We start from the raw sequence: 18,339 nt of genomic DNA, 5'->3' as shown, positions 1-18,339 counted from the left end.
GTCTAGGGACGCACATGGGTGGTGCCGAAGCGACCGGTCCGGCTCGTCCGACTGGTCCGGCTCGTCCGACTGGTTCGGCTCGTCCGACTGGTCCGCCACAGCTGGTAGAGATGCTTCGCACCCGGCCGTACGAAGCGCACGAGCATCGTGAGGAACGGCAGCGGGTCGTCACCCGCGAGCCACGCCAGCTCCGTACCGCTCGCGCGAGTCGGCGCGTGCGGCGTGGTGTACCCGCTGCGCCGGTAGGCGAGCAGGGCCGGCAGATCGATGTTCTCCACGATGTACCGACGTCCGGCGAGCTGCTCCCCCTCCGGCACCGAACGCCCGGTCAGATCGAGGTGCATGGCGCGCACGACATCGATCCCGGCCTCGTTCTCGAACAGCCGGAACTGCGCGCCCATCCGCGGATTGAAATCGAGCAGCTTGTACTGCCCGTCCCGCCGGTCGAACCGCAGATCGAGGTCGATGACGCCACTGAATCCGATCTGTTTGATGAAACGCGCGGCGATGTCCGCGAGTTCCGGATTGTCGACGACATACGCGTTGGCCGTCATCCCCGCATGCGGCGGCCACGACCGCACCTTCACGCCGGTGAACATCGCCAGCGGCGTCGAGTCCGCGTCGAAGTACGCGTGCACGATCCAGTCCTCGGCGTCCTCCCGTGGCAGATACTCCTGCAGAATCACCCCGGGCCGCTCGCCCCATCCCCGGGCGAGCCGCAGCAGCCCTTCCCGGTCCGCGATCCTGGTCGTGCCGTTCACCGCCGGCTGCCGACGCCGCTCGAACGCCTCCCGGTTCTTGGCCACCACGGGAAAGCGAGCCCGTTCCGCGAACCGCTCGACATCGTCGTACGACTGCGGAAAGGAACTCACGGGACTGGAAATCCCATGCTCCACACAGAGTTCATGGAGCCCCTTCTTGCTGGCGAGCCGCCGCGGGAGCTTCCCGTCGACGCGAGGAAAGAGAAATCGTTCTCCCAACTCCTCCTGATGCTCGGCGATGAGAACCGCCGCCTCTTCATCGGTCGGTATGAGAACAGTGGGCCGCCCGATCTCCCGCCCGATGCCCAGCAGTCTGTCCACCAGCCACTCGGGCTCCTCCGTCCCGGTGGTCGGCCACACGAACGCCCGCCGCAGATAGCGCGAGACGGCGGCCGGTGTGCAACGGTCCTCCGTGATCGCATACATCGGCACCCCGAGCCGCCCCAGGCTGCGGATGGCTCCGACCCCGCCATGATGCAGCGGATAGTCACCGAACTTCACGACGAGCCCAGGAACGCCCCGGTCCACCTGTACCGGCGCACCCCAAGAACCCCTGGCCACGGGTCCCCCCACGTGTCCCCCCTACCGGACCCGGACCCACCCCGTCCGCGTCCCCCACAGGACGCTAAGCCGGAACCTTCCACTCCGACCCTCCCCTATCAGGACATTACGAACTCTTTAGACACTCCCCGATCTCTTCACCGCCCCGTAACGTGTGCCGCGACCAGAGGTACGACGGCACGCACGAGAGCGAGGCAGCACCCGATGCCCCCCTTCGATCTCCCCGAAGGTGATCCCTTCGACGTCCCCGAGGGCCACGCCTTCGGTCCGCACAACCTCCCCTACGGTGTCTTCTCGCCCACCGGCTCCGACGCCCGCACGGTGGGCGTCCGCCTCGGTGACCATGTCCTGGACGCCGCCGCGGCCGCGGCCGCCCTCGGCTCCCCGTACGCCGCGCTTCTGGCCCACCCCACCCTCAACCCCCTGCTGGCGGCGGGGCGCACGGCCTGGTCGGACATCCGCCGTGCGTTGACGGCCTGGCTGACGGTCCCCTCCCACCGGGAGACGATCGCGCCGCACTTCCATCCCCTCTCCTCGGTGACCCTCCACCTCCCCTTCGAGGTCTCGGACTACGTCGACTTCTACGCCTCGGAGAACCACGCCCGGAACGTGGGCAAGATCTTCCGCCCCGACTCTCCGGACCCGCTGACCCCCAACTGGAAGCACCTGCCGATCGGTTACCACGGCCGATCCGGCACGGTTGTCGTCTCCGGCACCGAGGTGGTACGGCCGGCCGGCCAGCGCAAGGCCCCGTCCGACCCGGCCCCCGTCTACGGCCCGTCCGTCCGCCTGGACATCGAGGCGGAGGTCGGTTTCGTGGTGGGCGTGCCGTCGGAGATGGGGCATCCGGTGGAGTTGGGCGATTTCCGGGACCATGTCTTCGGCCTCTGCCTCCTCAACGACTGGTCCGCCCGCGATCTCCAGGCCTGGGAGTACGTCCCTCTGGGTCCCTTCCTCGGCAAGTCCTTCGCCACTTCGATCTCGGCCTGGATCACGCCCCTGGACGCCCTGGACGAGGCCCGCGTGTCCCCGCCGGACCGCACCCACGCCCTCCTTCCCTACCTCGACGACTCCGCCCCCGATGTCGACCCGGGCGGCTACGACCTCCACCTCACCGTCGCGATCAACGGTCACGTCGTCTCCGAGCCGCCCTTCTCCACGATGTACTGGACCGCCGCCCAGCAACTGGCCCACATGACCGTCAACGGGGCCTCCCTCCGCACCGGCGACCTCTACGGCTCCGGCACGGTCAGCGGGCCCTCCCCCGCCCAACGCGGCTCCCTCCTGGAGCTCACCTGGAACGCCCGCGACCCCCTCGATCTCCCCACCGGCAAACGCACGTTCCTGGAGGACGGCGACGAGGTGACGATCACCGCGTGGGCACCCGGGCCGGGCGGAACGAAGGTGGGCCTGGGCGAGGTCACGGGCAGGGTCGTGCCACGGGACTGAAAGCCCTCCCGGAATCCCGGGCCGCCTTCCCGAAGCCTCCCTGGGACTGCTTACCTGTGCGGCTGTCGCGACGCCCCTCGGTTCGGGGGCGTCGCCTGGTGGTCAGGGATGTCCAGCCGGTCGCCGATGAGCATGACCGCTTCTTCCACGGTTCTCGTCGCCAACGAGGCGGATGAGCTCCCCTCGCTCGTCCTCGGTGGTGATCGTTCCGGTCGGGGTTCTACGCCCAGTCGTCGTGCTCGGGCTCCGGCTCCACATCGGGCCAGTCGAAGTCCTCCGCCGCGTCACCCGTCGACGCGGGGGCCGCGACGCCCCCGCGGGCCGCTTCCAAGGCCGGCCCCGACGCCGACGACCCATCGGAAGCCCCGCCCAGCGAAGCGAGCACCCCCAGCACGCCCTCCCCGTACGTCACCAGCTTCTTCTCGCCGATTCCGCTGATGGTGCCCAGTTCGGCGACGGAGGTGGGCGCCGTCGCCGCGATCTCGCGGAGGGTGGCGTCGTGAAAGATGACGTAGGCGGGGACGCCCTGTTCCCGGGCCTGTTCGGCACGCCAGGCGCGCAGGGCCTCGAAGACGGGGACCAGCTCGTCCGACAGCTCGACGGCGGCCGCCTTGGCCTTGCGGTCGCCCCGGCCGGAGCCCGAGGAGCCCGGGCCGTCCGCCGCCGACCGCGAGGTCACCGGCTTCTTCGGCTCCTTGCGCAGCGGCACCTCCCGCTCCCGCCGCAGCACCGCCCCGCTCTCCTCGGTGAGCACGAGCGTGCCGTACTCACCCTCGACCGCGAGGAGCCCCTGGGCGAGCAACTGCCGCACCACACCCCGCCATTCGGCCTCGGCCAGCTCCTCACCGATGCCGAAGACGGACAGCTGGTCGTGGTCGAACTGGATGACCTTCGCGGTCCGCCGCCCCATCAGGATGTCGACGATCTGCACGGCGCCGAACTTCTGCCCCCGCTCCCGCTGCAGCCGCACCACCGTGGAGAGGACCTTCTGCGCGGCGACGGTGCCGTCCCAGGTCTCCGGCGGTACGAGGCAGGTGTCGCAGTTGCCGCAGCCGTCGGCCTGCGGTTCCTGGCCGAAGTACTGGAGCAGCTGGCCGCGTCGGCACTGGGCGGTCTCGCAGAGCGCCAGCATCGCGTCCAGGTGGCTGGCGGCCCGGCGGCGGAACGCCTCGTCGCCCTCGCTGCCCTGGATCATCTTCCGCTGCTGTATGACGTCGTTCAGGCCGTACGCCATCCATGCCGTGGACGGCAGGCCGTCGCGGCCGGCGCGGCCGGTCTCCTGGTAGTAGCCCTCCACCGACTTCGGCAGGTCCAGATGCGCGACGAACCGTACGTCGGGCTTGTCGATGCCCATGCCGAAGGCGATCGTGGCGACGACCACGAGCCCTTCCTCCCGCAGGAACCGCGACTGGTGTGCCGCGCGCGTGCCCGAGTCGAGGCCCGCGTGGTACGGCACCGCCTCGACGCCGTTCTTGCTCAGGAATTCCGCCGTCCGTTCGACGGAGTTCCGGGACAGGCAGTAGACGATGCCCGCGTCGCCGGCGTGCTCCTGGCGCAGGAAGGACAGGAGCTGCTTCTTCGGGTCGGCCTTGGGCACGATCCGGTACTGGATGTTGGGCCGGTCGAAGCTGGCCTCGAAGTGCCGGGCCCGGGGCATGGCCAGCCGCTCGGTGATCTCCCGGTGCGTGGCGTGGGTGGCGGTGGCCGTGAGCGCGATGCGCGGCACGTCCGGCCAGCGCTCGCCCAGCAGGGACAGGGACAGGTAGTCGGGCCGGAAGTCGTGTCCCCACTGGGACACGCAGTGCGCCTCGTCGATCGCGAACACGGAGATCTTGCCGCGGCCGAGCAGATCGAGCGTGGTGTCGAGCCGCAGCCGCTCCGGTGCGAGATACAGCAGGTCGAGCTCCCCCGCGAGGAACTCCGCCTCGACCACGCGCCGCTCGTCGAAGTCCTGCGTGGAGTTCATGAACCCGGCGCGCACGCCCAGCGCCCGAAGCGCGTTCACCTGGTCCTGCATCAGGGCGATCAGGGGGGAGACCACAATGCCCGTACCTGGTCTGACCAGGGACGGAATCTGGTAGCAGAGCGACTTGCCACCGCCGGTCGGCATGAGCACGACGGCGTCCCCGCCGGCGACCACATGATCGATGACCGCTTCCTGCTCACCCCGGAAGGCGTCGTACCCGAAGACCCGGTGGAGCACGGCCAGCGCCTCGCTCTCCGCTCCGCGCCCCGCGCCCACGGCCCCGCCCGGCCCTGGAGCCGTCCCGCCCGCTCCCGGCCCGGCTGTCCTGCCCTCGTCCGCCATCACACTCGTCCCGCCCGTCCCGATCATCGCCCGTCCCCCGCGCCTTACGTCCTGTGCCGCCCGTGCTTCCTCCAGCCCTTGCCACCATAGGCGCCCGCACCGACAGCCTCAGAGTTATCCACAGGCTCCACCCGTGCGGGTTCCGCCGCGCCCACGTTCAGCGACCGGCGCATACGACGGGACCCGGCCCCCAAGGAGGAGACCGGGTCCCGTCACTGCATCACGACCGAAGGCACCACGCCGAAGGCACCGCAGCCAAGTGCGACGCCCGCGAGCGGAGCGTCAGCGGACGAACACTCCCGCCTGACCCGCCAGATCCAGGAAGTACTGCGGTGCGACACCGAGCACCAGCGTGACGGCCACACCGACCCCGATCGCGGTCATGGTCAGCGGCGACGGCACGGCGACGGTCGGCCCCTCGGGCCGCGGCTCGCTGAAGAACATGAGCACGATGACACGGATGTAGAAGAACGCGGCGATGGCCGACGAGATCACACCGACCACGACGATCGCGCCCGCGCCACCCTCCGCCGCCGCCTTGAACACGGCGAACTTCCCGGCGAACCCGGAGGTCAGCGGAATGCCCGCGAAGGCCAGCAGGAAGACCGCGAACACGGCCGCCACCAGCGGTGACCTGCGCCCGAGCCCGGCCCACTTGGACAGATGCGTGGCCTCGCCGCCCGCGTCCCGCACGAGGGTCACCACGGCGAACGCGCCGATCGTCACGAACGAGTAGGCACCCAGGTAGAACAGCACGGACGAGACGCCGTCGGGCGAGGCCGCGATGACACCGGCGAGGATGAAGCCCGCGTGGGCGATCGACGAGTAGGCGAGCAGTCGCTTGATGTCGGTCTGCGTGATGGCGACGATCGCGCCGCCCAGCATGGTGACGATGGCGACGGCCCACATGACCGGCCGCCAGTCCCAGCGCAGGCCTGGCAGGACGACGTAGAGCAGGCGCAGCAGCGCGCCGAACGCCGCCACCTTCGTGGCCGCCGCCATGAACCCGGTGACCGGAGTCGGCGCGCCCTGGTACACATCCGGCGTCCACATGTGGAACGGCACCGCGCCGACCTTGAACAGCAGGCCCATGACGACCATGGCGGCGCCGATGAGGAGCAGCACGTCGTTGCCCATGGTGCCGGCGAGGGCGGGGTTGATCTCTCCGATGGTGCCGTCGACGACCTGGGCGATCGTCGCGTACTTCACGGAGCCCGCGTAGCCGTACAGCAGCGCGATGCCGAAGAGGGTGAAGGCGGAGGCGAAGGCGCCGAGCAGGAAGTACTTGACCGCTGCCTCCTGCGACATGAGCCGCTTGCGGCGGGCCACGGCGCACAGCAGATAGAGCGGGAGCGAGAAGACTTCCAGGGCGATGAACAGGGTCAGCAGGTCGTTGGCCGCCGGGAAGATCAGCATGCCGCCGATCGCGAAGAGCAGCAGCGGGAACACCTCGGTGGTGGTGAACCCGGCCTTCACCGCGGCCTTCTCGCTGTCGCTGCCGGGCACCGAAGCGGCCTGCGCGGCGAAGGAGTCGACCCTGTTGCCGTGCGCGGCCGGGTCAAGGCGCCGCTCGGCGAAGGTGAAGACGCCGAGGATGCCGGCCAGGAGGATCGTGCCCTGCAGGAACAGGGCCGGTCCGTCCACGGCGATGGCGCCCATGGCCGCGATTCCGGCCTTCGTGGTGCCGTATCCGCCCGCCGCGAGGGCGACGACGGCGGCGAAGGATGCCGCGAGGGCGACGACGGAGACGAACACCTGGGCGTAGTAGCGGGACTTGCGCGGCACGAAGGCCTCGACAAGCACCCCGATGATCGCCGCCCCGATGACGATCAGAGTGGGCGACAATTGCCCGTATTCGATCTTCGGCGCGTCGATCTTCGTGATCGGGTCGGCCGCAGTTGTCCACAGGCTGTGGACGGCTGATGCGCTCACTTTGCGGCCTCCACCTCGGGCTGGGGGTCCTTCTGCTTCACGTCGGACATGGTGTGCTCGACCGCCGGGTTGACGATGTCGGTGACCGGCTTCGGATAGACGCCCAGGAAGATCAGCAGCACGACCAGTGGGGCGACCACCACGAGTTCCCGCACCCTCAGGTCGGGCATCCCCTCGACCTCGGCCTTCACCGGGCCCGTCATCGTCCGCTGGTAGAGGACGAGGACGTAGAGCGCGGCGAGGACGATGCCTGCAGTGGCGATGATCCCGATCACCGGGTAGCGCGCGAACGTGCCGACCAGGACCAGGAACTCACTGACGAACGGGGCGAGTCCGGGCAGCGAAAGCGTCGCGAGACCGCCGATCAGGAACGTGCCGGCGAGGACCGGCGCCACCTTCTGCACGCCTCCGTAGTCGGCGATGAGCCGCGATCCGCGCCGGGAGATCAGGAAGCCGGCGACCAGCATCAGGGCGGCCGTCGAGATGCCGTGGTTGACCATGTAGAGCGTCGCGCCGGACTGGCCCTGGCTGGTCATCGCGAAGATACCCAGGATGATGAACCCGAAGTGCGAGATCGACGCGTACGCCACCAGCCGCTTGATGTCCCGCTGGCCGACCGCGAGCAGCGCCCCGTAGATGATGCTGATGAGGGCCAGGACGAGAATCGCGGGAGTCGCCCACTTACTGGCCTCCGGGAACAGCCCGAGGCAGAAGCGGAGCATCGCGAACGTGCCCACCTTGTCGACGACCGCCGTGATGAGGACGGCGACCGGGGCGGTGGACTCCTGCATGGCGTTGGGCAGCCAGGTGTGCAGCGGCCACAGGGGCGCCTTCACCGCGAAGGCGAAGAAGAAGCCCAGGAACAGCCACCGTTCGGTGGTGGTCGCCATCTCCAGCGAGCCGTTGGCGCGAGCCTCGGTGATCTCCTGCAGCGAGAAGTTCCCGGCGACCACGTACAGGCCGATCACCGCGGCCAGCATGATCAGACCGCCGACCAGGTTGTAGAGGAGGAACTTCACGGCGGCGTACGACCGTTGCGTGGACGCCGCCTCCTCGCCGTGCTCGTGGGCCCGGTCCCCGAAGCCGCCGATGAGGAAGTACATCGGGATGAGCATGGCTTCGAAGAAGATGTAGAAGAGGAAGACGTCGGTGGCCTCGAAGGAGATGATCACCATCGCCTCGACCGCCAGGATCAGGGCGAAGAAGCCCTGGGTGGGCCGCCACCTCTTGTTGCCGGTCTCCAGCGGGTCGGCGTCGTGCCAGCCCGCGAGGATGATGAACGGGATCAGCAGGGCGGTGAGCGCGACGAGCGCCACCCCGATGCCGTCCACGCCCAGCTCGTAACGCACCCCGAAGTCCGCGATCCAGGCGTGGGACTCGGTGAGTTGGTAGCGGTCGCCGTCCGGGTCGAAGCGGACCAGGACGATCACGGCGAGTACGAGCGTGGCCAGCGAGACGATCAGCGCCAGCCATTTCGCGGCCTCGCGCTTCGCGGCCGGTACGGCGGCCGTGGCGATCGCCCCGAGGGCCGGGAGCACCGCCGTCGCTGTCAGCAGAGGAAAGGACATCGGTATCAGACCGCCCTCATCAGCAGGGTCGCGGCGATGAGGATCGCAGCGCCGCCGAACATCGAGACCGCGTACGACCGTGCATAGCCGTTCTGGATGCGGCGCAGCCGGCCGGAGAGGCCACCCATCGAGGCCGCCGTGCCGTTGACGACGCCGTCGACCAGGGTGTGGTCGACGTACACGAGGGAGCGCGTGAGGTGCTCGCCGCCGCGTACGAGCACGACGTGGTTGAAGTCGTCCTGGAGGAGGTCGCGCCGGGCGGCCCGGGTGAGCAGCGATCCGCGCGGGGCGACGACGGGGACGGGCCGGCGCCCGTACTGGAGCCAGGCGAGGCCGACGCCGATGACCATCACGGCGACGGTGGAGACGGTGACCGTCAGCGCGCTGATCGGTGGGTTCCCGTGCGCGTGGTGGGTGACGGGCTCCAGCCAGTGGATGAACCGGTCGCCGATGCTGAAGTAGGCACCGCCGAAGACCGATCCGACGGCCAGCACGATCATGGGGATCGTCATGACCTTGGGCGACTCGTGCGGGTGCGGTTCCGCGTGGGCGCCGTGGTGCTCGGCGGCGGGCTCCACGCTCGGCTCCTCCGGGGAGGCGGTCGGCTGGTTCCGCCAGCGCTCCTCGCCGAAGAACGTCATCAGCATCACGCGCGTCATGTAGTACGCCGTGATGGCCGCGCCCAGCAGGGCCACACTGCCGAGGATCCAGCCCTCGGTGCCGCCCTTGGCGAAGGCCGCCTCGATGATCTTGTCCTTGGAGAAGAAGCCGGACAGACCGGGGAAGCCGATGATCGCGAGGTAGCCGAGGCCGAAGGTGACGAAGGTGATCGGCATGTACTTCCGCAGGCCGCCGTACTTGCGCATGTCGACCTCGTCGTTCATGCCGTGCATGACCGAACCGGCGCCGAGGAACAGGCCGGCCTTGAAGAAGCCGTGCGTCACCAGGTGCATGATCGCGAAGACGTAGCCGATGGGGCCGAGGCCCGCGGCGAGCACCATGTAGCCGATCTGCGACATCGTCGATCCGGCGAGGGCCTTCTTGATGTCGTCCTTCGCGCAACCGACGATCGCACCGAAGAGGAGCGTGACCGCGCCGACGATGGTGGTGACCAACTGCGCGTCGGGGGCGGCGTTGAAGATGTCGGCGGAGCGGACGATCAGGTAGACGCCGGCGGTCACCATGGTCGCGGCGTGGATGAGGGCCGAGACCGGGGTCGGGCCCTCCATCGCGTCCCCGAGCCAGGACTGCAGCGGCACCTGGGCGGACTTGCCGCAGGCGGCGAGCAACAGCATCAGCGCGATGGCGGTGAGCGTGCCCTCGCTCGTCTCACCGGTGGCCTCCAGGACCGGCCCGAAGGCGAAGGTCCCGAAGGTGGTGAACATCAGCATGATGGCGATGGACAGGCCCACGTCGCCGACGCGGTTGACCAGGAAGGCCTTCTTCGCGGCGGTGGCGGCGCTGGGCTTGTGCTGCCAGAAGCCGATCAGCAGATACGAGGCGAGGCCGACGCCCTCCCAGCCGACGTACAGCAGCAGGTAGTTGTCGGCGAGGACGAGCAGCAGCATCGCCGCGAGGAACAGGTTCAGATAGCCGAAGAAGCGGCGTCGGCGCTCGTCGTGCTCCATGTACCCGATCGAGTACACGTGGATGAGCGAGCCGACTCCGGTGATCAGCAGGACGAACGTCATCGACAGCTGGTCGAGCTGGAAGGCGACGTCGGCCTGGAAGCCCTCGACGGGGATCCAGCTGAACAGATGCTGGCCCATCTCGCGGTGTTCGGCGTCCTTGCCGACCATGTCGGCGAAGAGGACGACGCCGATGACGAACGAGGCGGCGGCCAGGGCCGTGCCGACGAGGTGGCCGACGGCGTCGAGGCGCCGGCCGCCGCACAGCAGGACGGCCGCTCCGAGCAGGGGCGCCGCCACCAGCAGCGCAATCAGGTTCTCCACGATTCTTCCGACCCCTTACAGCTTCATCAGGCTGGCGTCGTCGACCGAGGCCGAGTGGCGGGACCGGAACAGCGACACGATGATCGCGAGTCCGACCACGACCTCCGCGGCGGCGACGACCATCGTGAAGAAGGCGATGATCTGGCCGTCGAGATTGCCGTGCATCCGGGAGAAGGCGACCAGGGCGAGGTTGCAGGCGTTGAGCATCAGCTCGACGCACATGAACACCACGATCGCGTTCCGCCTGATCAGGACGCCGGTGGCGCCGATCGTGAACAGCAGGGCGGCGAGATACAGGTAGTTGACGGGATTCACTTCGATGCCTCCCTGTTCTTCCCGCTGTTCCCGCTGTTCGAGCGCTCCAGACGGTCCTCGGCGCGCTGCTCCAGTGCCTTGAGGTCGTTGAGCGCCTCGGTCGAGACATCGCGGATCTGCCCTCGGTCCCGCAGCGTCTTGCTGACGGTCAGCTCGGACGGGGTGCCGTCGGGCAGCAGGCCCGCGATGTCCACCGCGTTGTGCCGGGCGTACACGCCGGGGGCCGGCAGCGGGGGGAGGTGCTTGCCCTCGCGTACGCGCTCTTCGGCCAGCTCGCGCTGGGTCTTGGCCCGCTCGGTGCGCTCTCGGTGGGTGAGGACCATGGCGCCGACGGCGGCCGTGATCAGCAGGGCGCCGGTGAGCTCGAAGGCGAACACGTAGTCGGTGAAGATCAGGGCCGCGAGGCCCTCCACGTTGCCGCCCGCGTTGGCCTGGCCGAGGCCGTTGAACTCCGTCAGTGAGGCGTTGCCGATGCCCGCGGTCAGCAGGATGCCGAAGCCGAGGCCACAAACGAGGGCCAGCCAGCGCTGACCCTTGATGGTCTCCTTCAGGGAGTCCGCCGCGGTGACGCCGACGAGCATCACCACGAACAGGAACAGCATCATGATCGCGCCGGTGTAGACCACGATCTGCACGACGCCCAGGAAGTAGGCGCCGTTGGCGAGGTAGAACACCGCCAGGATGATCATGGTGCCGGCGAGGCAGAGCGCGCTGTGCACGGTCTTCTTCATGAAGACGGTGCACAGGGCGCCGACCACGGCGATCGTGCCGAGCACCCAGAACTGGAAGGCCTCACCTGTGGAGGTGGTGTAGGCGGCGAGTTGAGCACTCATGCGCCCACCCCCTCTTCCTCTGGCTTCTCGCCCTTGGATGTGGCCACTTGGCGCACCGTGCCGGGCGCGGCCTCGGTGACCAGCCCCCGGTAGTAGTCCTGTTCGTCCGTGCCCGGGAAGATCGAGTGGGGCGAGTCGACCATGCCCTCCTCCAGACCGGCGAGCAGCTGCTCCTTGGTGTAGATGAGGTTGGCACGGCTGGAGTCGGCCAGCTCGAACTCGTTGGTCATCGTCAACGCGCGCGTGGGGCACGCCTCGATGCACAAGCCGCACAGGATGCAGCGGGCGTAGTTGATCTGGTAGACGCGGCCGTACCGCTCGCCCGGTGAGTAGCGCTCCTCGTCCGTGTTGTCGGCGCCCTCCACGTAGATGGCGTCGGCGGGACACGCCCAGGCGCACAGCTCGCAGCCGATGCACTTCTCCAGGCCGTCCGGATGGCGGTTGAGCTGGTGCCGGCCGTGGAACCGCGGGGCCGTGGTCTTCCGCTGCTCCGGATACTGCTCGGTCAGCCGCTTCTTGAACATGGCCTTGAAGGTCACGCCAAAGCCGGCGACGGGGTTCTGGAAACCCGGCTTGGTCTCCTTCGGCTCCTCAGCCATCGGACGCCTCCTTCCCATTCGAAGATCCGTCACTGTCAGTATCGGACCCGCCACTGACAATCAGCTCCCGCTCGCGGCGCGGACGCCTGCGCGGCACCGGCGGGAGGGTCTGTCCGGGCAGGGGCGGTACGGGGAATCCGCCGGCCATCGGGTCGAAGGCGGCCGGTTCGGCGGGCTTGTCCTGTGCCTCGCGCCGGTCGCGGAAGATGTCCACGACGACCGAGAGCAGGAACAGCACGATGACGGCGCCCGCGACGTACAGCGCGATCTCGGCGAAGTCGTAGTTCTCGTTCCTGAGGGTCCGTACGGTCGCGACGAGCATCAGCCAGACCACGGAGACCGGGAGGAGGACCTTCCAGCCGAGCTTCATCAGCTGGTCGTAGCGGACGCGCGGGAGTGTGCCGCGCAGCCAGATGAAGAAGAACAGCAGCAGCTGGACCTTCACCACGAACCAGAGCATCGGCCACCAGCCGTGGTTGGCGCCCTCCCAGAAGGTGCTGATGGGATAGGGGGCCCGCCAGCCGCCGAGGAAGAGCGTCACCGACACGGCCGAGACGGTCACCATGTTGACGTACTCGGCGAGCATGAACAGCGCGAACTTGATCGACGAGTACTCGGTGTTGAAGCCGCCGACCAGGTCGCCCTCGGACTCCGGCATGTCGAAGGGGGCGCGGTTGGTCTCACCGACCATGGTCACGATGTAGATCACGAACGAGACCGGCAGCAGCACGATGTACCAGCGGTCCTGCTGCGCCTCCACGATCGCCGACGTCGACATCGACCCCGAGTAGAGGAAGACCGAGGCGAACGCGGCGCCCATGGCGATCTCGTAGGAGATCATCTGCGCTGCGGAGCGGAGGCCGCCGAGCAGCGGGTAGGTGGATCCGGAGCTCCAGCCCGCGAGCACGATGCCGTAGATGCCGACCGAGGCGACCGCGAGGATGTAGAGCATCGCGATCGGCAGGTCGGTGAGCTGCATCGTGGTGCGCTGGCCGAAGATCGAGATCTCGTTGCCGGCCGGGCCGAAGGGGATCACCGCGATCGCCATGAAGGCCGGGATGGCCGCGACGATCGGCGCGAGGACGTAGACGACCGTGTCCGCGCGTTTGACGATGACGTCTTCCTTGAGCATCAGTTTGATGCCGTCGGCGAGCGACTGGAGCATGCCCCAGGGGCCGTGCCGGTTGGGGCCGATGCGCAGCTGCATCCAGGCGACGACCTTGCGTTCCCACACGATGGAGAACAGCACGGTCAGCATCAGGAAGGCGAAGCAGAACACCGCCTTGACGACGACCAGCCACCAGGGGTCGCGGCCGAACATCGAGAGGTCTTCAGCGGCGAGGTACAAGCTCATGCCTCCACCTCCTCGGGGGCCTCGGCGGCGAGCGTCGCGGGGCCGATACGGACGAGTGCGCCGGGCAGCGCCCCGGTGTCGGAGGCGACGCCCGAGCCGGTGGAGTTCAGCGGCAGCCAGACGACGCGGTCGGGCATCTCGGTGATCTGCAGCGGCAGTTCCACGACCCCTGCGGGGCCGGTGACCGCGAGGACGTCACCGTTCTTGACGCCGGCCTCGGCGGCCGTGGCGGCGGACACGCGCGCGTGGGCGGCGTGCCGCGTCCCGGCGAGCGCCTCGTCGCCGTCCTGGAGGCGGCCCTGGTCGAGCAGCAGCCGGTGCCCGGCCAGTACGGCTTCCCCGGCGGCCGGGCGCGGCAGTCCGGCCGCGACCTCCACCGGCTCGTTGGCCCTCGCACCGTCCCACGCCCCGAGCCGGTCCAGCTCCGCGCGCGTGGTGCGCAGATCGGGGAGGCCCAGGTGGACGTCCATGGCGTCGGCCAGCATCTGGAGCACCCGCCCGTCGGTGGGTGCCACCCGGCGCGTCATCTGGTCGGGCTTCAGCGCGGCCTCGAACAGCCGTACCCGGCCTTCCCAGTTGACGAAGGTGCCTGCCTTCTCGGCGACGGCCGCGACCGGAAGGACCACGTCCGCCCGTCCGGTGACCTCGCTGGGCCGCAGCTCCAGTGACACCAGGAAGCCCACCGTGGAGAGTGCCTCACGCGCGCGTGCCGGATCGGGCAGATCGGCGACTTCCACACCCGCCACCACCAGGGCCCCGAGCTCTCCGGTGGCGGCGGCCTCGACGATCTGTCCGGTGTCCCGGCCGTACCTCAGCGGGAGTTCGGCGACGCCCCAGGCGGCGGCGACCTCCGCGCGTGCGCGCGGGTCGGTGGCCGGACGCCCGCCCGGCAGCACCGACGGCAGCGCGCCTGCCTCGACGGCGCCGCGCTCCCCGGCCCGCCGAGGGATCCACACCAGCTGCGCGCCGGTCAGGGACGCGGCCCGCACGGCGGCGGTGAGCCCGCCGGCCACGGCCGCGATCCTCTCCCCTACGACGATCACCGCGCCCTCGGTACGCAGCGCCTCGGAGGCCTTGGTGCCGTCCTCGTCAAGCCCGAACCCACTCGCGAGGGCGTCCAGCCACTCGGTCTCGGTGCCGGGCGCGGCCGGCAGGAGCGTGCCGCCCGCCTTCTCCAGACCCCGGGTGGCGTGGGTGGCCAGCGAGAACACCTGCTGCTTGTGTTTGCGCCAGGCCTTGCGCAGCCGGAGGAAGACGCCGGGTGCCTCCTCCTCGGCCTCGAACCCGACCAGCAGCACCGCGGGCGCCTTCTCCAGGGAGGTGTACGAGACACCCGTACCGTCGAGGTCGCGGCCCCGTCCGGCGACCCGGGCCGCCAGGAAGTCGGCCTCCTCGCCGCTGTGCACGCGCGCGCGGAAGTCGATGTCGTTGCTGTCGAGGGCCACACGCGCGAACTTGCTGTACGCGTAGGCGTCCTCGACGGTGAGCCGTCCGCCGGTCAGGACACCGGCCCGGCCACGCGCGGCGAGAAGCCCCTGGGCGGCGGCCTCCAGGGCCTCCGGCCAGGAGGCGGGCTCCAGGACGCCCTCCGCGTTGCGGACGAGCGGGGTGGTCAGCCGGTCCGGCCGCTGCGCGTACCGGAACGCGAACCGCCCCTTGTCGCAGATCCACTCCTCGTTGACCTGCGGGTCGTCGGCGGCGAGCCGCCGCATGACCTTGCCGCGCCGGTGGTCGGTGCGGGTCGCGCAACCGCCGGAGCAGTGCTCGCAGACGGACGGCGAGGAGACCAGGTCGAAGGGGCGGGAGCGGAATCGGTACGCCGCCGAGGTCAGCGCGCCCACCGGGCAGATCTGGATGGTGTTCCCGGAGAAGTACGACTCGAAGGGGTCGCCCTCGCCGGTGCCGACCTGCTGGAGCGCGCCCCGCTCGACCAGCTCGATCATCGGGTCGCCCGCGACCTGGTTGGAGAACCGGGTGCAGCGGGCGCACAGCACGCACCGCTCACGGTCGAGCAGCACCTGCGTGGAGATCGGCACGGGCTTCTCGTAGGTGCGCTTCCTGCCCTCGAAGCGGGACTCGCTGTGGCCGTGCGACATGGCCTGGTTCTGCAGGGGGCACTCGCCGCCCTTGTCGCAGACCGGGCAGTCCAGGGGGTGGTTGATGAGCAGAAGCTCCATCACACCCTTCTGGGCCTTCTCCGCGACCGGCGAGGTGAGGTGAGTCTTGACGACCATCCCGTCCGTACAGGTGATCGTGCAGGACGCCATGGGCTTGCGCTGGCCCTCGACCTCGACGATGCACTGGCGGCAGGCGCCGGCCGGGTCGAGCAGGGGGTGGTCGCAGAAGCGGGGGATCTCGATGCCGAGCTGTTCGGCGGCCCGGATGACCAGGGTGCCCTTGGGCACGCTGATGTCGACGCCGTCGATCTTGAGCGAGACGAGATCTTCCGGCGGGACCGCCGCCTCCCCGCCCCCGGAGGGAGCGCTGGTGGTCACGGTCATGCGTTCACCTCCGCGTGCTTGTCCTTGTCGGCCCAGGCCGTCGACTTGGCCGGGTCGAACGGGCAGCCCCGGCCCGTGATGTGGTCCTCGTACTCCGCGCGGAAGTACTTGAGGGAGGAGAAGATCGGCGAGGCGGCGCCGTCGCCGAGGGCGCAGAAGGACTTGCCGTTGATGTTGTCGGCGATGTCGTTCAGCTTGTCGAGGTCGCTCATGACGCCCTTGCCGGCCTCGATGTCGCGCAGCAACTGCACCAGCCAGTAGGTGCCTTCGCGGCAGGGGGTGCACTTGCCGCAGGACTCGTGGGCGTAGAACTCGGTCCAGCGGGTGACGGCACGTACGACGCAGGTCGTCTCGTCGAAGCACTGGAGTGCTTTCGTGCCGAGCATGGAACCCGCGGCGCCCACTCCTTCGTAGTCAAGAGGGACGTCGAGGTGCTCGTCGGTGAACATCGGGGTCGAGGAGCCGCCCGGCGTCCAGAACTTGAGGCGATGCCCGGGGCGCATCCCGCCGCTCATCTCCAGGAGCTGACGGAGTGTGACGCCGAGCGGGGCCTCGTACTGACCGGGGCTGGCGACATGGCCGCTGAGCGAGTAGAGCGTGAAGCCGGGAGACTTCTCGCTGCCCATCGACCTGAACCATTCCTTGCCTTTTTGCAGGATGGCGGGAACGGACGCGATCGACTCGACGTTATTCACGACAGTCGGGCACGCATAGAGGCCCTCGACAGCAGGGAAGGGGGGACGAAGCCGCGGTTGACCACGGCGGCCTTCGAGCGAGTCGAGCAGCGCGGTCTCCTCACCGCAGATGTACGCGCCCGCGCCCGCGTGCACGGTGAGCTGGAGGTCGAGTCCGCTGCCGAGGATGTTCTCGCCGAGGAAGCCCGCCTCGTAGGCCTCACGCACGGCCTCGTGCAACCGCCGCAGTACGGGGACGACTTCACCACGCAGATAGATGAAGGCATGCGAAGACCTGATGGCATGACACGCGATGACGATGCCCTCGATGAGGCTGTGCGGGTTCGCGAAGAGGAGCGGAATGTCCTTGCACGTTCCGGGCTCCGACTCGTCGGCGTTGACAACTAGATAATGCGGTTTTCCATCGCCCTGAGGAATGAACTGCCATTTCATTCCCGTGGGGAATCCCGCGCCGCCACGGCCGCGCAGACCGGACTCCTTGACGTACGCGATGACGTCGTCCGGTGACATGGCCAGCGCCTTGCGCAGCCCCTCGTACCCCTCGTGCCTTCGGTAGACGTCCAGCGACCAGGACCTGTCCTCGTCCCAGAAGGCCGACAGCACGGGTGCGAGCAGTTTCTCCGGGCTGGTGCCCTTGATCTCGGGTGCCAACGTCATCACTCCCCCTCCTCGGCGGTAGGCCCTGCCGGGTGGGCCGGGTCCGAGGCCGACGTGTCCTGCGGCGCGTCGTGCGAGCTGAGGTGTTCGGCGGGTGACGGCTCGTGCACCTTGTCGTGCGGCTCGTCGTGCGGGCCGCCGTCCCGCGGATGGACCACGCGTGCGGGTGCGGCCTCTCCCCTTGCCAGGCGGAGGCCGACCAGCGAGGCGGGTCCCGCACCGCCGCTCGCCTCGACGGCCCCTGGCCGCTCGTCGGGGAAGCCGGCGAGGATCCGTGCGGTGTCCTTGAAGGTGCACAGCGGCGCCCCGCGCGTGGGCTCGACCCGCTCTCCCGCCCGCAGATCGTCGACGAGGCGCTTGGCGCTGTCCACGGTCTGGTTGTCGAAGAACTCCCAGTTGACCATCACGACCGGTGCGAAGTCGCAGGCCGCGTTGCACTCGATGTGCTCCAGGGTGACCTTGCCGTCGCCGGTGGTCTCGCCGTTGCCGACACCCAGGTGGTCCTGCAGCGCCTGGAAGATCGCGTCGCCGCCCATCACCGCGCAGAGAGTGTTGGTGCAGACGCCCACCTGGTAGTCACCGGAGGGCTTGCGCCGGTACATGGTGTAGAAGGTGGCGACCGCGGTGACCTCGGCCGTGGTCAGGCCGAGCACCTCCGCGCAGAACCGCATGCCGGTGCGGGTGACATGGCCCTCCTCCGACTGCACGAGATGCAGCAGCGGCAGGAGGGCGGACCGCGAGTCCGGGTAGCGGGCGACGACCTCGGCGGCGTCCCGCTCCAGCCGGGCTCGAACGTCGTCCGGGTAGTCGGGCGCGGGCAGTTGCGGCATGCCCAGGCTGACGCCCTCGGGGGT

General features: G+C 69.3%; 13 protein-coding genes. 1 reads left to right on the top strand and 12 read right to left on the bottom strand.

Going from position 1 to position 18,339, the window contains the following annotated elements; genetic code table 11:
• Nucleotides 1-2: 2 nt before the first annotated feature.
• Nucleotides 3-1,322: a carboxylate--amine ligase gene (locus JIX55_RS30795; RefSeq protein WP_257566499.1), complete on the bottom strand. Its 1,320-nt coding sequence runs from the start codon at nucleotides 1,320-1,322 to the stop codon at nucleotides 3-5.
• Nucleotides 1,323-1,526: 204 nt separating this feature from the next.
• Between JIX55_RS30795 and fahA the strand changes: the two genes are divergently transcribed.
• On the top strand, nucleotides 1,527-2,771 hold the full coding sequence (gene fahA, locus JIX55_RS30790; RefSeq protein ID WP_257566498.1) for a fumarylacetoacetase: 1,245 nt from the start codon (nucleotides 1,527-1,529) through the stop codon (nucleotides 2,769-2,771).
• 220 nt (nucleotides 2,772-2,991) lie between these two features.
• On the opposite strand, the gene recQ is transcribed toward fahA, so the two are convergent.
• The 11 genes from recQ to nuoE all read right to left on the bottom strand — a co-directional run bounded on the left by recQ (nucleotide 2,992) and on the right by nuoE (nucleotide 18,315).
• Complete coding sequence (gene recQ, locus JIX55_RS30785) at nucleotides 2,992-5,106, bottom strand: DNA helicase RecQ (protein WP_257566497.1); 2,115 nt, start codon at nucleotides 5,104-5,106, stop codon at nucleotides 2,992-2,994.
• Nucleotides 5,107-5,361: 255 nt separating this feature from the next.
• The gene (gene nuoN / locus JIX55_RS30780) at nucleotides 5,362-7,011 is read right to left on the bottom strand and encodes an NADH-quinone oxidoreductase subunit NuoN (RefSeq protein WP_257566496.1); all 1,650 of its coding nucleotides are present in this window, start codon (nucleotides 7,009-7,011) and stop codon (nucleotides 5,362-5,364) included.
• Nucleotides 7,008-8,579 (bottom strand): NADH-quinone oxidoreductase subunit M, encoded by a 1,572-nt coding sequence (locus tag JIX55_RS30775; RefSeq protein WP_257566495.1) that lies wholly within the window; start codon nucleotides 8,577-8,579, stop codon nucleotides 7,008-7,010. Before JIX55_RS30775 ends, nuoN begins: the two co-directional genes overlap by 4 nt.
• A gap of 5 nt (nucleotides 8,580-8,584) precedes the next feature.
• Entirely contained in the window at nucleotides 8,585-10,531 is a 1,947-nt protein-coding gene (nuoL, locus tag JIX55_RS30770) for an NADH-quinone oxidoreductase subunit L (protein ID WP_257566494.1), read from the bottom strand.
• Between the two features lie 15 nt (nucleotides 10,532-10,546).
• The gene (gene nuoK / locus JIX55_RS30765; RefSeq protein ID WP_009310327.1) at nucleotides 10,547-10,846 is read right to left on the bottom strand and encodes an NADH-quinone oxidoreductase subunit NuoK; all 300 of its coding nucleotides are present in this window, start codon (nucleotides 10,844-10,846) and stop codon (nucleotides 10,547-10,549) included.
• Entirely contained in the window at nucleotides 10,843-11,679 is an 837-nt protein-coding gene (locus tag JIX55_RS30760) for an NADH-quinone oxidoreductase subunit J (protein ID WP_257566493.1), read from the bottom strand. The genes nuoK and JIX55_RS30760 overlap by 4 nt, the downstream gene beginning before the upstream one ends.
• A complete protein-coding gene (nuoI, locus tag JIX55_RS30755; RefSeq protein ID WP_257566492.1) occupies nucleotides 11,676-12,278 on the bottom strand; it encodes an NADH-quinone oxidoreductase subunit NuoI in 603 nt (200 codons plus the stop codon). The genes JIX55_RS30760 and nuoI overlap by 4 nt, the downstream gene beginning before the upstream one ends.
• The gene (gene nuoH, locus JIX55_RS30750) at nucleotides 12,271-13,632 is read right to left on the bottom strand and encodes an NADH-quinone oxidoreductase subunit NuoH (protein WP_257566491.1); all 1,362 of its coding nucleotides are present in this window, start codon (nucleotides 13,630-13,632) and stop codon (nucleotides 12,271-12,273) included. Before nuoH ends, nuoI begins: the two co-directional genes overlap by 8 nt.
• Entirely contained in the window at nucleotides 13,629-16,133 is a 2,505-nt protein-coding gene (locus tag JIX55_RS30745) for an NADH-quinone oxidoreductase subunit G (RefSeq protein ID WP_257566490.1), read from the bottom strand. Before JIX55_RS30745 ends, nuoH begins: the two co-directional genes overlap by 4 nt.
• Nucleotides 16,130-17,488: an NADH-quinone oxidoreductase subunit NuoF gene (nuoF, locus tag JIX55_RS30740; RefSeq protein WP_257566489.1), complete on the bottom strand. Its 1,359-nt coding sequence runs from the start codon at nucleotides 17,486-17,488 to the stop codon at nucleotides 16,130-16,132. Before nuoF ends, JIX55_RS30745 begins: the two co-directional genes overlap by 4 nt.
• A complete protein-coding gene (gene nuoE, locus JIX55_RS30735) occupies nucleotides 17,485-18,315 on the bottom strand; it encodes an NADH-quinone oxidoreductase subunit NuoE (RefSeq protein ID WP_257569538.1) in 831 nt (276 codons plus the stop codon). Before nuoE ends, nuoF begins: the two co-directional genes overlap by 4 nt.
• Nucleotides 18,316-18,339: the final 24 nt, after the last annotated feature.

The organism is Streptomyces sp. DSM 40750 (genome assembly GCF_024612035.1).
In the GTDB taxonomy this organism is placed as follows: Bacteria; Actinomycetota; Actinomycetes; order Streptomycetales; family Streptomycetaceae; genus Streptomyces.
This window is presented reverse-complemented; position numbering and strand designations above follow the sequence as displayed.

Coding starts and splice junctions, on each gene's coding strand:
- JIX55_RS30745 (WP_257566490.1), bottom strand. CDS start 16,133: ATGACCGTGACCACCAGCGCTCCCTCCGGGGGCGGGGAGGCGGCGGTC.
- fahA (WP_257566498.1), top strand. CDS start 1,527: ATGCCCCCCTTCGATCTCCCCGAAGGTGATCCCTTCGACGTCCCCGAG.
- JIX55_RS30775 (WP_257566495.1), bottom strand. CDS start 8,579: ATGTCCTTTCCTCTGCTGACAGCGACGGCGGTGCTCCCGGCCCTCGGG.
- nuoH (WP_257566491.1), bottom strand. CDS start 13,632: ATGAGCTTGTACCTCGCCGCTGAAGACCTCTCGATGTTCGGCCGCGAC.
- nuoE (WP_257569538.1), bottom strand. CDS start 18,315: ATGCCGCAACTGCCCGCGCCCGACTACCCGGACGACGTTCGAGCCCGG.
- nuoI (WP_257566492.1), bottom strand. CDS start 12,278: ATGGCTGAGGAGCCGAAGGAGACCAAGCCGGGTTTCCAGAACCCCGTC.
- recQ (WP_257566497.1), bottom strand. CDS start 5,106: ATGATCGGGACGGGCGGGACGAGTGTGATGGCGGACGAGGGCAGGACA.
- JIX55_RS30760 (WP_257566493.1), bottom strand. CDS start 11,679: ATGAGTGCTCAACTCGCCGCCTACACCACCTCCACAGGTGAGGCCTTC.